This window comes from Daejeonella sp. AP26, from assembly GCF_056680515.1.
Window position 1 is genome coordinate 140,685 of record NZ_CM155286.1, and the last position, 13,261, is coordinate 153,945.

Genomic DNA, 13,261 nt, shown 5'->3' on the forward strand with positions numbered 1-13,261 from the left:
TTTAGAAAAGCTGTCTGGTTTAAAAACAATTAGAATTGAGGATAACCCGGGTTTTGCTCCAATAGTCGGTTATTAGTTAATGAGTTCCGGTCGATTGGCCACAAGAGTCTGAAAGCTTCGCCTGCAGGTAAGGAAGTGTGAGCAAACACGAAGCTATCGCCCATACGACGCAGGTCATACCATCTCTTACCTTCAAAAATAAATTCCAGGAGACGCTCCTGTAAAATAGCTTCCTTAGGATTCGAGTCGACAGCCTGGTTAGGATAAGCATGCTGGGCCGGATTATAATTAATCCCGAATGCTCTGCTCCGAACCTGGTTGATTTCTGATGAAGGATCTTCGCCTAAGGCCACTTTCGCTTCCGCCAGCATTAGCAGAAGATCGGCATAGCGATAAATGGGATAATCATTGGTATAACTTCTTGACCCTGCGTTTTGCTCGCCCGCGAATTTTTTAACGAAGGCACCGGCAATAGTATAGTTGTTACCTTCTTTGCGGTAAGCAGGTTGTATGGTGGTCAGTCGGCGACTGTCAAGTTCGTTGTATTGCCTGAATGTAGCAACCTTTACCGGAGCCCGTAACAGGCCACCCCAGTTGTCGGTGGATACGTTAAACTGGCGGTTAGCAATAGAATCATGAAAATTGGCGATCAGTCCGCTTTGAGGAACAAAAGATCCGGCAACGAAATCTAACGATGCTTCCATTAACTGGTTTCTTGCGGCAAAGATCATTTCGTTATTTCCTTTCGTTGTTGTTGAAAAAACATCAGCGAAATTCGGCAGCAGCGTTAATGCGGGAACGTTGCTTTGAATCTCTGTTAATGCATTCTTGGCGGTGGTCGCATCCGGTGTACCGCCGTCGCGATTGCCGGTCCATAAAAAGACTTCGGCCTTAAGCATCAGAGAAGCCGGTTTAGACCACTGTGATTTGGCGCCCTTGAAGGCATAGCTGCTCCCAAAATTAGTGAGAGAACTTTCAATGTCTGATTTAATCAGTGTCATCACTTCAGCTTCGGCAGAAGCAGCTTTGGCAAGGTTAGAAATATCAATATCATTAATAGGTTCGGTTTGTATTACCACCTTACCCCATGTTCTCAACAGCTGGAAATAGTAGTACGCCCGCATGCCATAAGCCTGGCCTAAATAATAGGTCTTATCGGCATCAGCCACCACGGTTGTATTGTTTAATTTATCAATCAGCAGGTTGATCTGGTTGATATTGGTATAAAACCCGCCGAAGTTACTTACGCCGGCATTATCCAGATCGAGGGTATGCAGCCACATGCGTTCGAGGCCCTGGGTTGCTTCGCCCGTAAAGGAAGCGGTAGTGCCCGGGTCAAGACCGAAAATGTCTGCCCGCATTTCTCCCAAAAGCTGGAAAGTGCCCGTGTGGCTGCGAAAGCGGCTGTGCACACCGGTTACAAAGGCGTTGAACTGATCGGGAGTTTTCCAATAACTCTCGTTACTTAAACTGCTTACCGGTGCCAGGTCAAGTGAGTCTTTGCAGGAACTGCCCAGAAGGGTCACAACTCCTAAAGCGATTATAATATTTTTTATCTTCTTCATGATGAATTGTCTTATTGAATGATTAGAAAGAAACCTGAAGGCCCAGAACCACTGATCTTGGAGTAGGGTAAGCGCCTGCGTAGATCCCGGTTACCCGGTTAGAACCGGCAATAGTGCCGGGTATAGTCGGTGGCTCGGGTGTTGGCCCGCTAAACTTAGTAACGTAGAACAGGTTGTTACCGGTTACATATACACGCGACTGGGAAAAGACCTTTGTTTTTTCCATCAGGCTTTTAGGAAGATTATACGACAGTGAAACCTCGCGAAGCGCTAAATAGTCCCCTTTTTCATAAAAGCGGGAGTTATTGCCATTGAGAACAGAACCCGCATTATTTGCCCGCGTATAATTTTGTTTAGAACCTGCAACCTGGTCGGCAAAGTATACTTTTGGGATATCAGTAATCGTGTTGGTTGGCGACCATGCGTTCTTTTGCAGGTCTATGTAGTTGAATGTTCCCTGGTAGTTTCCTAAAGTCCGCGCAACCAGGTCATTGTAGATCGTATGACCCAGCGCAAACTCAAACCGGCTATATAAGCTTAACCCTTTGTATGCCAGAGAGGCGTTAAAACCTCCGGTCCAGTCAGGGTTAACATTTCCTAAATAAACCTGGTCGCGCGAGTCAATGATATTATCTCCGTTTACATCTTCCCAGTTCACATCTCCCGGAGTGATCCGTCCATTCGGACCTGCCGGAAGGTTTGGTCCTGTAATTCGGGCAATGGCATCTGTCCTGTTGCCTGCAACGCTTGCCACTTCCGCATCATCTTTGAAGATCGATACTTGTCTGAAACCGTAGATGGTCCCTAATGATTGTCCTTCCTGTAAGCCGCCAACCCAAACCAGGCCGCCCGCTGCAGGGTCGTAGATCTGGAAGCCGCCCTGACGGTTGTTCTCGTTACCGTTGAAAGGTAACTGAAGGATCTTGTTTTTCACGAAAGACGCATTGGCACCAAGGCTCAGGCTTAAACCGTTGGGCGCATTCAATACATTGGCGTTAACACTGAACTCGTAACCCTGATTCTGGAAAGTACCCAGGTTAGTTTTAACAGAGCCGAAACCGGTATAGCTTGGCAGAGTCAGATCTGTTAATAGGTCGCTGGTTTTACGATCATAGTAGTCAAATAATAGGGTGATCTTGTTGTCTAAGAAGCCCATATCCAAACCCACATCTACGGTTTTACTCTTTTCCCAGCGCAGATCATTGTTTGCAATACCGGTATTCAGGAAACCCGCAGCGCCGTTATAATTGGTCTGCAAGCCGTACACGCCCTGCACTTCATACCTACCTAAACCTGCAACGTTGCCGTTTTCACCGTAACTGATACGCGGTTTTAAAGTGGAAATGTATTTAGACAGGCCAGAATTCTGAAAAAATGATTCGTTATGCACGTTCCATCCTCCGGAAACACCAGGGAAGAATCCGTTCCTGTTATCGCGCGAAAGACTGGAGATCCCGTCCATACGGAAAACAGCAGACAACAAATATTTCTGATCGAAATCATAACTCAGACGACTGAAAGCAGAAGCTATCCGGTATTCAGATTTTGAACTCGTATTTGCGCCCGCAGCAAATGTGGTTGAAGCATTTACCGTTGGGATATCATCTGTGGGAGCATTCTGACCAAAAACCCGCATGAAGGACGTTTTGCTGTCATAGTACTCTGCGCCTATCATTGCGTTTAAATTATGACGCTCGGCAAAAGTTTTGGTATAATTCAAAATACCGTTGTACTGCGTTTGAAAATCCCGGTCTAGCGAGTTGGAAGCATCCCGGCTGGTGCTGCTGAATGTTTGCGGCGTCGCGAAGATGTTAGCATAAGTCTGCGTTGATTTTTGGAACGACTCATTGAAGTCCTCCAGTAAATAAGCGTTTGCTGTTCCTTTGAAGTACAGGCCAGGTGCCAGATCCCATTTTACAGACCCGTTAACCACCACTCTGTTTACCTGGTTATCACGCTCGCGCCGGCCCAGCCAGTATAGAGGATTGCCATCGCTGGCGCTGTTTCCCGGATTGGGTTGTGTTTTTGCCGCATCAAGCCATGGATTGAAGGTTGGCCAGACAGCCATGCTTCGGTAAAGAGAATTTACTTCGCCGGCTAAAACGCCTATCTGGGAAGAGTTAGAAAGCGTTACGCCACTGGTTACCTCAATATTTGATTTTACTTTATACGAGCCGTTTACATTAGCAGAGTAGCGTTTATAATCCGAACCTACTATTACACCATCTTCATTGAAATAATCGAAGCTGGCAAAATATTTCCCCTTTTCATTTCCCCCCGTTACGTTCAGGTAATGATCTTTGGTATACGTATTTCTAAAAACAAGATCCTGTACCTCTCCGCCATGATCTTTAAAAAGTATCTTACCGCCATAAGGATCGTCCATCTGCTTCCAGCCCTGTGTTAACAGCGACTCGTTACCCGTTAGGGTTCTGATGTCAAAAGTGGCCAGATCGGCTGGATTTGTGGATAAACCCAATCCTCTCGACGAGTTCACCTGGGCCAGGGTACGGCCGGCATTCAAATAGCCTAAGCGGGTATAGTGGATATAATCCTCCGCACCCAGATATTTATAGCCTTCACGTTCGCTGTTATAGCCGCCGGTAAACTTGTAGGAAATTTGGGCAGATCCCGCCTTTCCCTGTTTGGTAGTAATCAAAATTACTCCATTATTTGCCCGCGCACCGTAGATAGCGGTGGAGGAAGCATCTTTCAAAAGTTCAATGGATTCTATATTCTCTGATGGGATATCGTTATAAGACCGGATCACACCGTCCACTATAGTTAACGGTGACCCCGGATTATTGATCGAAGCACCGCCACGCAATAAGATTGCGGGAGCTGCACCCGGCTGGCCGGTGGTATTAACCACCTGTAATCCCGAAACAGTACCCTGTAATGCGCTGCCCACATTGGATCTCGGGGTGTTTGCCAGCACATCTTTATCAAGCTTGGCAATTGAACCTGTTACATTGGCCCTGCTTTGAGTGCCGTAACCAACTACTACTACCTCGTCCATTTGCTGGGTGCTCGCTTTTAACGTTACATCAACCATGGTTCTATTGTTCAACGGAATCTCCTGGCTTTCATATCCCAGAAATCTAAAAACTAAAATGTCATTTGCATTTGCCTGAAGGCTAAACGCGCCATCCTGGTTGGTTTGCGTGCCTGTGGTTTTTCCTTTTACCACCACGGTTACGCCCGGCAAAGCGCCCTGCGCATCCTGAACTTTGCCAGTAACAGTTTGTGTTTGAGCCTGTAAACTATTCCAGGCCAGAACTCCGAAGACCAGCAACAGTGTTTGGAGCCACGTGATTTTTGATTTCATAATTTATTCGGTTAAGTTTGTATTATGTATGACATAATTCAAATCTAGTTTATTTATCTTCACATATCCAAATATTATTTTAACATTATTTTAACATCAATTGAGCAACTTATCGTTTTCATAAAATGCTTTGATTTAGTTACTTTGCGCCACCAAAATGAAAGATAAAATGAATGGAAGTGATCTTCTCAAAATAGATACGACGTCCCTGGTTGATAAGGTTGAGAAGCAGGTCATTAAATTTCTGACCGATAAAAATCTGAAGGTGGGGGATTCTATTCCCACCGAGCTAGAGCTCACCGTTGCTTTAGGTGTTAGCCGTACGGTTATTCGCGAAGCATTACTCAGGTTACGGATGATCGGGCTGATCGACTCAAAGAAGAAGCGCGGATCGGTAATAACCAGTCCTGATTTGATTTCCATCCTCGAGCGCAGCATGGATCCCAGGCTGCTGGATGATGACACATTAAAAGAGATTTTTGAGATGCGGTTATCCCTCGAGATAGGGATGGCGGATTTTATTATCGAACGGGTCACCCCGGAGGATATTAAGGAACTCCGGGAGATCGTAGCTAACGATCCGCCCACCTCACCCGAGCATATGTTCTTAATTGAACAGGAGATAAGGTTTCACGGGAAGCTTTATGATATTGCGCAAAATAAAACGCTGAAGAAGTTCCAAAGGCTTTTGCTGCCGGTTTTCAATTATGTGCATTTAAGCGGACTGCTGAAAAAACCGGTTCAGATCAAGAAATACGCTTCGCACGCCGACCTGGTAGATGTAATTGAGAACGGTGATGCCGAGGGCTTAAGGAATGCCATGCGTAACCACCTTGAAAACCACTTTGCGAGGTTGTTTGATTAGAAAAGAAGCTCTGTTTCTATGCCCGAAGTTGATGAGCAGCAATCCAGAACGTCAATTATCCGTTTAAAACCGGGCCGGTTCAGCATTAGCCTGCTGTATGATTTTCTCAAACTCTGGTTTCAACGCAATGTACTGTTTAAGCAGGGTTATCTGATTCATTGCCCGGTTAAAGTTATGCTCCGGGTATCGGGCTCCGTAGTAGGTGTCGTTGTTTAAATAATCTGCCAAAAACCTGATGGCTTGCATATAAATTATAAACTCTCCGGAATAAATAAACAGCTCTTTCTCGCCCTCTGTAAGATGCGGACCCATCTCGCTGAAATAGCCGTTATAAATCGCCCGGAAAAAATCAGTCCTGATGTCAATCTTAGTAAAATCCACTTCTTCCTCATTAGCATGCGAGAGGTAAGTGCGCATCATATCACCGGTGTCGCTGAAAAAATAACCCGGCATCACGGTATCCAGGTCAATAACGCACATGCCCTCATTCTCTGCGTTAAAGAGCACATTACTGATTTTTGTGTCATGATGTATCACCCGGTGCGGAATAGATCGGTCATCACGGATCTGATTATACATGCTCACAATGTGTTCATGCTCTTTAATAAAGGCTATCGCTTCAGTGGCCCGGCTGAGCCTTTCCAGCGACGCATTGGTGCAGGCTTCCAGAAACTGCGCAAACCGCAGGGTCAGGTTATGGAAGTCGGGGAGTGTATAGGCCAGCTCGTCGGCATTAAATCCGGAAAGAAGCTTCGAAAATTTTCCGAATTGCAGCGCAGCTTCAAATGCCTCGCCACTGGTGCGGGCAAAATCTAATGTTTGCGAACCTTCAATAAAAGGCAACAGGCGAAAATACCCGTCCCCGGTATGGATCAGCGTTTGGCCGTTGGCAGCGGCGATGGGAGCTACAAACAGGTAGTCAGGGAAATGTGAAGCCAGGTAGGTTTTGAGTTTAAGCAGATTCTGATCAATGTCTTCAGGCTTTTTAAATACATGGTCATTAATCTTCTGAAGTATATAGCTTTTATCGCTGCTGCTTACCTTCCAGGTGTTATTGATCAGCCCTGAGTGAAATTGCTGAACGGAATAGTCACTGCTATCCAATTCATACTGTTTTAAAATAGGGCCTATCATGTAATCCTGGTTTAAACTTATGCTGAAATATCAAATTTAAGTATTCAACTGTTGCGCTTTTCACGCAAACGTTTGTTTGATTTTAAGAGGGGGTAATAGAAGGAGGTTAATTTCCGGACTTTTCAGGCATAAACCGCTCATTAACAATTAATTTCGAATCGATGGTTAAGCGGTAGTAGGCGTTGTTTCCTTCTTCTTCACTAATCGGTTTATTGATCAGGTCCAGCAAAATGCCGGTTGCTTTTTGTCCCTGCTGATAGGGGAATTGTTCTACAGAAGCCATGGGCCCGTTGTCCATATGATTAATGATCGGCAGATTAGCGTAGCTCACAAAATCAATGTCCTTATTGATCCGGATGTTTAGCGAACGCGCGTGGCGGATAGCGTAAAGGGCAACGTAATCATTAAACGTGACGATGGCGGTAGGCCTCCTTTTGTTGCTCAGCAGCCTGTCCAGGGCGTCAACAGTGCCCTTCTCCGTAAGGTCGCAATTGGTGACCAGTGTGGGGTCAAATTTCAGCCTGTTCTTGATCATGGCTTTTATATAACCTTCTTTACGCTCCAGGGTAGCATGCAGGGAAGTCGGACCATTAATTAAGCCTATTGAACGGTGCCCCTTCTTTAAAAGGAACGTCACAGCGTCAAATGTTCCAGTTTCAATATTACTGTTCACATAATGGATGTCTTTCAGCAAGGGCACGCGATCAAAGAAAACAAGCGGTATATTTTGCTTTTTCAGCATTTCAAAATGTTCGTACGTGGAAGTATTTTTAGTTATCGAAACCAGCAGTCCGTCTACACGCTGGTTTTTCATCTTTTCAACCAGCTTTTTTTCCATCTCCAGATCATCATGCGACTGGGCCAGCAAAACCGTGTAATCCTTTTGATAGGCGGTATCCTCTATCCCGCATATGGCCGACGAAAAGAAAGACTCCGAAAGTTCCGGTAAAATAACGCCCAGAGTGAAGGTTTTTCCCTGCTGGAAGTGAATAGCCGCACGGTTGGGCTCGTAATTCAGCTCCAAAGCTTTCTGCCTGACCCTTGACTTGGTAGTAATACCAATACTGGGATGATCATGAAGTGCACGCGAAACAGTAGAAACAGAAATATTTAAAGATTTCGCAATTTCTTTAATGGTAGCAGGCTTCGGGCTCATTTTCAAATATTGGGATTTTAATTTAAAACCAGATTTTAATTTAAATTATGCATGCTCTATTTCCGGTAAACTTTTACCGGCGGGCCGTCCACCTGCATCCGTATTATAATCCTCATTTTTTTGACCAGCCAAATAGCCGTTTCAAACACCCATCCGGGGCGCTGATCAGCCCGGGAATTCTGCTACTCGCCGTCCGGGCTTAGTATGTGCTTAGTATGTGCTTAGTATGTGCTTACTATGTCATGAGTATATCGCGAAGCTGTGATCACATAGCGAGTACATTGTAATTATAGACTTATCAAATTTTTTATTATATTGTAAACTTATTTAATTCAAACAGTAGTTAGGTTAATCGGATATGGCAAACGCAGATGACGGAATTCTTGGAAAATTTCGTGGAAAAATTGGGACGGTAGTTGGAGTTTCAAGTGGCGGCGGGTTTTATATGCGATCTTTGCCGCGAAAAAGAACCAAGGCAGGCCCGGTAGAGTTAAACAACAGGGCTAAATTTAAATTGATTCTCAATCACCTGGATCCGTTAAAGGGTCTGGTCAAAGCAGGTTTTAAAGATCATTATACCAAAACGGGTGGCTATAGAGCGGCCTTTGCTTACAACCGTAAGCATGCCATTGCCGAAGATGATAACGGGCTGCACCTGGATCCGGCCTTGTTCAGGTTCAGCGGGGGCGTGCTGCCAATTGCAGTTAATCCCGCAGTAAGCTTGTCTGACGACCTGCTCGAAATTACCTGGGACACAAACCCTGTAGCCGAAGGAAATCCTTCTGATCAGCTGATGGTGTTGTTATACGATACGGTTAATTCCAATGTTCTGACAAGAATATTTGATGGTCCGTTTCGCGTTGCCGGCAATTTCACCGTCAGCATACCTGTGCTAATGAAAGGTGGGGAAGCAGAGTTATACATTGGTTTTGTTGCGGCAGACCGGTCCGCGCAGTCGGAAAGCCAGTATTTAGGGCGGTATGCTCTTTAGAGGACGGATTAAATCTCTTCGCTGAACTTTTACTTTGATAAAAAAGTTTATTAGTGACAGGATTTAAAATCGAGAGGTATTATGAGCGATAAAATTGCAGTACTCGTACAGTCTGGTTGCAAACAAGGAAGGTAGTAGCAATTGTTAATTTTCGAAGGTGATAACGGTAGCATGATCGCAGTTCGCTTGCATCGTTGCATGTGCTTTTGCAACTAAGCAGGGTTTCTTTCTGTCTAAGCAGGGTCTCTCGTAGAGGACCCTGCCTGCATCGTGATTGCCTCTCCCGGAGAGAACATTTCTTAAAAAACAATAATCCACTATGAGTATCAAAAACGAAACATGATACGTTTGATCAAACCTGGTTTGTCACCTTCACATGCTATAAATGGTTAACTCTTTTCGATATGACTGACAGTTATGATCTGGTTTACAATTGGCTTCAACTAATTAAAGATAAAGGCCAGGCAGAAACGCTTGGCTTTGTAATTATGCCGAATCATGTGCATGTGCTTTTGCAACTAAGCAGGGTTTCAGTCAATCTTAATTTGATGATCAGCAACGCTAAGCGATTTATCGCTTATGAATTAATTAAAAGGCTACAGGAAAAAGACGAACAAGTCTTATTAGATCGCCTATCACAAGGCTGTTCAGAAAAAGAAAGAGCGAAAGGGCAGAAACATAAAGTCTTTGGGTCTTCATTTGATGCTAAGCCGGTTTATACTGAACGATTCTTTTTGCAGAAATTAGATTACATACATCACAATCCGGTTAAAGGTAGATGGAATTTAAGTAAGGATTATAATAAATATAAACATAGCAGTGCTGCGTTCTATGAAACACGAATAATTCATCCTTTGATATCTGTGAAACATTTCCGGGATATTTAACAGGCAGGGTCCCCTGCGGGAAACCCTGCCGATACATAGAAGTAGAACCTTGATAATAAAGTTTTCCCTAGAAAGGCCGCCATCAATTTGTGAATGAATACTTCGTACGAAATAACCAAAGTATTCTCGCCTCGCAAATAGAATGTTTTTAAGGTCACCCTTAAAATATCTGCTAGTTAACAATTGTTGACGAGTTGCGGTTTAGGGAAATTAATTCTCCAACTAAAATTACTAATCGAATTATTTAAAAATTCATGATTTCTTCATGTTCCCGCCATATTTTCATCCTGTACTAATACAAATCAAACGGGTTATTGTATGGAAATTCATAAAATGTCAAAAGAAAACGAGCAGCGAAAATATGAATTTTATGCTGAGTTAGACCGGCTGAGCACTTTGCGGGACGAGTCTGGGTTTAGCTATCGAAATTATGTTTATTTTAACTATAATCAGATACCGGTTATCTCAGGCGAAAAGGAAATTATCGAAGAAGTCTATCAAAAAATTTTTTTACTTAGCAAGATTGAGCAGTAAACTTCAGGAGCCAACTACATTTCGTTCTATAACTACTAGTAACTTGGAAGTATCAAACGGCTTTGTTAGAAAATCGTCAAATAAATGCTTTTGTTTAAGCAGGGTCTCTCGCAGGGGATCCAGCCGGCACTGTGACTCAAATTGTGGCTATACGATCTAGTCAGGGTTTTTTGGCGAGGATCCTTCGTGAAAAAAGTAGCGCAATCATGAGCATAAAGACGAAACATGATACGTTTGATCAAACCTGGTTTGTCACCCTCACATCTTATAAATGCTTTTGTTTAAGCAGGGTCTCTCGTAGAGTATCCTGCCTGCATTGTGATCCAAATGTTGGTTATATGGTCTAGCTGGGTTTCTCGAGAGGATCCTTCGTGAAAAAAGTAGTGCAATCATGAGCATCAAAACGAAACAAGATAGATTTGATAAAACCTGGTTTGTCACCTTTATGACCTATAAATGGTTAGCTCTTTTAGCAGTCAGGGTCCCTTGCGGAAGACCCTGCCGATACATAACACGATAGGTTTGATCAAACCTGAATTGTCACCTTCACGCTTTATAAATATTAAATGGTTAGCTCTTTTAGCAGTCAGGGTCCCCTGCGGGAGGCCCTACCGGTACATAAGCAGCCGACGCGATTACTACAACTGGCCTTGACCATTAAATCGCATTTATACGGTTTCAAGATAACAATAACCATCCTTTCTGATAAAGTAAGGCTAAAAAGCTGGTTAGATAGAATTATTAAATGGAGGGATGAAGGTCTGGAATCCGCTTATTTAACGATTATTCAGCCCTCTGAGTAAGAGGTTCCAAAGCTGGTTGACGACGCTAAAGAAATATTTAAAGGACGTAATCGTTTAATTCAAACACCCTAACTCAGATGAGTTGGTCTTACCGGCTTTCAAAAGTCGTGAAGCGTTGGATTTGCAAATGCGATGATTCAGTTTCAGGCGACTTTAAGCGGGGCGAGGCTTTAAAAGTATGAAAAATAGAATAACACTTTGATTTCCCAAATTTGAAGAGGGATGGAAGGTGACTCATCATCATACGTCCGCCCCACTTAATTCCAATAGTCTTGCTGGAGTTTTGAATATTTTATTTATTTCAACAAAAGGCGGTTGACAGCCTGTTTGAGAAGGGTCACAACATAAGCAACAAAAAAGCCTTCTTTCAATAATTGAAGAAGGCTTTTATAGTCAATCATCATGAGGTCGGGAGGGGAATCGAACCAACCTGTACAAGATCTTGCAGGACCTCTGCCTGCGCCACTCGGCTACCCGACCATATTGTTTATTGAAAATATTCCATTTTCACTATGAATAATCGAATCTTAGATAGATGATCGTTGCAAATATATTATTGAATTAATTAAATCAACTACCGTTTACTCAATAATGAATACCGTTCACCCTTATTTTGTATCGCCTTTGTAGTTATCACCGTCATAAATAGAATTCGTAGTTATGTTTATTTGCTTCTATGCTTCAAATTGACACATCTTCAATAAATGCTGGCCGTGAAGATTCTTAGCGAATCAGATTTTTAATACTGGTAATAGGTTTATCAATCTTTGGCTGAAAGTATTTCGCGCAATACCTTTAAAAAAGTTATACCAATTATACCACCGGACATGAAACCGTATAATGCAGCGCTGTTTAGTGCACTAATTCAGAACAGGACGATCCATCCGAACCAGGTTGCTAAGTCTTAGCAGGAGATCATTCTCGTCCGGAAAGCCCGTAGTTATATATGGAACACTTCCCTGAAGCAGCCAGATCAGCGCTGGATCTTCGAGTGTCGTTTTCAGGGTTTTAAACTGTATCCGATGCCTTGCATCGGGAAATATGGTATCAAGTATGACAGATTTATTTTCTGTGATTCCAACGCGCATTTGATACTTATTAAAGCTCAAAATATTGTTGAGTTGTTTAGCTGAGTCCAGGTCCTCGCATATTAAAATTATTATGCGCTGCTCATTCTCATCGATAACGTATAAATCGTAATATTTTGTAAGGTCAAATTCTTCTGGCTGTATCATTCCTGTAATATTATATTGTATATGATTATTGGCTTAACTAAGGACAATGAATTAAGAGTAAAAAAAGTTTGCCTCGCACATTAATCCTGAAATAATTAAGGGATTCTATCTCTTTCCCGATCAGCTTTTAGATGCACCCGTAGATCAAACTTTCATCAACCGTTGCTCTTATTCATTAAATGCAAATTACTCCATGCACATGAAGACCAGATGAATTTTAATTAATAATGAGAGAAGGAATGTAAATCGATGAGGCATCGAAAGCAATAGCTACATGCCTGTAAATCGTTTGTCTATAATATACCGGCCTTAAAAATTCGAAGAATATTTGCTATTCCTGCACACAAAAAAGGCCTTCGTCAATATTGAAGGAGGCCTTTTTTGTTAATTAAGAGGTCGGGAGGGGAATCGAACCAACCTGTAAAAGATCTTGCAGGACCTTTGCCTGGGCCACTTGGCTACCCGACCATATATTTGAACTATATGCAATATTAGTTCTTGAATATGAAGAAGAGATGAAGTTTTAATAAATAATTGCTAAGCGGGTGCTGATCAGTGAGGGGCTAAAAGCTGGTAATAAATTAAGGGATTCTGGCAAGATTAGCGCCATGAACAATACTACGTCTGTAATTAGCGAGAGGGAACGGCTAATTACTCAAACTCGCTTGAAGCAGAAAACTGGAGATACAAGAAGTTCAACCATGTGGTATTTAGGAGCACTGCTGCTAATGTTTGCCGCTGTATTTATTTTCCGGTGGAAGTT

At 43.1% G+C, this 13,261-nt stretch carries 9 protein-coding genes and 2 tRNA genes; 4 read left to right on the top strand and 7 right to left on the bottom strand.

Annotated features, from left to right (window positions below):
- Window positions 1–29 precede the first annotated feature (29 nt).
- Complete coding sequence (gene nanU / locus AC1MCB_RS00565) at window positions 30–1,565, bottom strand: SusD family outer membrane lipoprotein NanU (protein WP_479966801.1); 1,536 nt, start codon at window positions 1,563–1,565, stop codon at window positions 30–32.
- 22 nt (window positions 1,566–1,587) lie between these two features.
- Entirely contained in the window at window positions 1,588–4,893 is a 3,306-nt protein-coding gene (locus AC1MCB_RS00570; RefSeq protein ID WP_479966802.1) for a SusC/RagA family TonB-linked outer membrane protein, read from the bottom strand.
- Between the two features lie 157 nt (window positions 4,894–5,050).
- Between AC1MCB_RS00570 and AC1MCB_RS00575 the strand changes: the two genes are divergently transcribed.
- Window positions 5,051–5,758, top strand: coding sequence for a FadR/GntR family transcriptional regulator (locus AC1MCB_RS00575; protein WP_479966803.1), 708 nt, complete (start codon window positions 5,051–5,053; stop codon window positions 5,756–5,758).
- 63 nt (window positions 5,759–5,821) lie between these two features.
- Here AC1MCB_RS00575 and AC1MCB_RS00580 read toward each other — a convergent pair whose 3' ends face one another.
- Complete coding sequence (locus AC1MCB_RS00580; protein ID WP_479966804.1) at window positions 5,822–6,892, bottom strand: phosphotransferase enzyme family protein; 1,071 nt, start codon at window positions 6,890–6,892, stop codon at window positions 5,822–5,824.
- Window positions 6,893–6,998: 106 nt separating this feature from the next.
- Entirely contained in the window at window positions 6,999–8,048 is a 1,050-nt protein-coding gene (locus AC1MCB_RS00585; protein WP_479966805.1) for a LacI family DNA-binding transcriptional regulator, read from the bottom strand.
- Window positions 8,049–8,406: 358 nt separating this feature from the next.
- On the opposite strand from AC1MCB_RS00585, the gene AC1MCB_RS00590 reads away from it, so the two are divergent.
- From AC1MCB_RS00590 to AC1MCB_RS00600, 3 genes are all read left to right on the top strand, one after another.
- Complete coding sequence (locus tag AC1MCB_RS00590) at window positions 8,407–9,039, top strand: DUF6266 family protein (protein ID WP_479966806.1); 633 nt, start codon at window positions 8,407–8,409, stop codon at window positions 9,037–9,039.
- Between the two features lie 404 nt (window positions 9,040–9,443).
- On the top strand, window positions 9,444–9,926 hold the full coding sequence (locus tag AC1MCB_RS00595; RefSeq protein WP_479966807.1) for a transposase: 483 nt from the start codon (window positions 9,444–9,446) through the stop codon (window positions 9,924–9,926).
- Window positions 9,927–10,244: 318 nt separating this feature from the next.
- Complete coding sequence (locus AC1MCB_RS00600; protein WP_479966808.1) at window positions 10,245–10,460, top strand: hypothetical protein; 216 nt, start codon at window positions 10,245–10,247, stop codon at window positions 10,458–10,460.
- A gap of 1,208 nt (window positions 10,461–11,668) precedes the next feature.
- On the opposite strand, the gene AC1MCB_RS00605 is transcribed toward AC1MCB_RS00600, so the two are convergent.
- The 3 genes from AC1MCB_RS00605 to AC1MCB_RS00615 form a co-directional block, all read right to left on the bottom strand.
- Window positions 11,669–11,743 (bottom strand) — tRNA-Ala (locus AC1MCB_RS00605).
- A gap of 380 nt (window positions 11,744–12,123) precedes the next feature.
- Entirely contained in the window at window positions 12,124–12,498 is a 375-nt protein-coding gene (locus tag AC1MCB_RS00610) for a hypothetical protein (RefSeq protein WP_479966809.1), read from the bottom strand.
- Window positions 12,499–12,891: 393 nt separating this feature from the next.
- Window positions 12,892–12,966 (bottom strand) — tRNA-Ala (locus AC1MCB_RS00615).
- Window positions 12,967–13,261 lie beyond the last annotated feature (295 nt).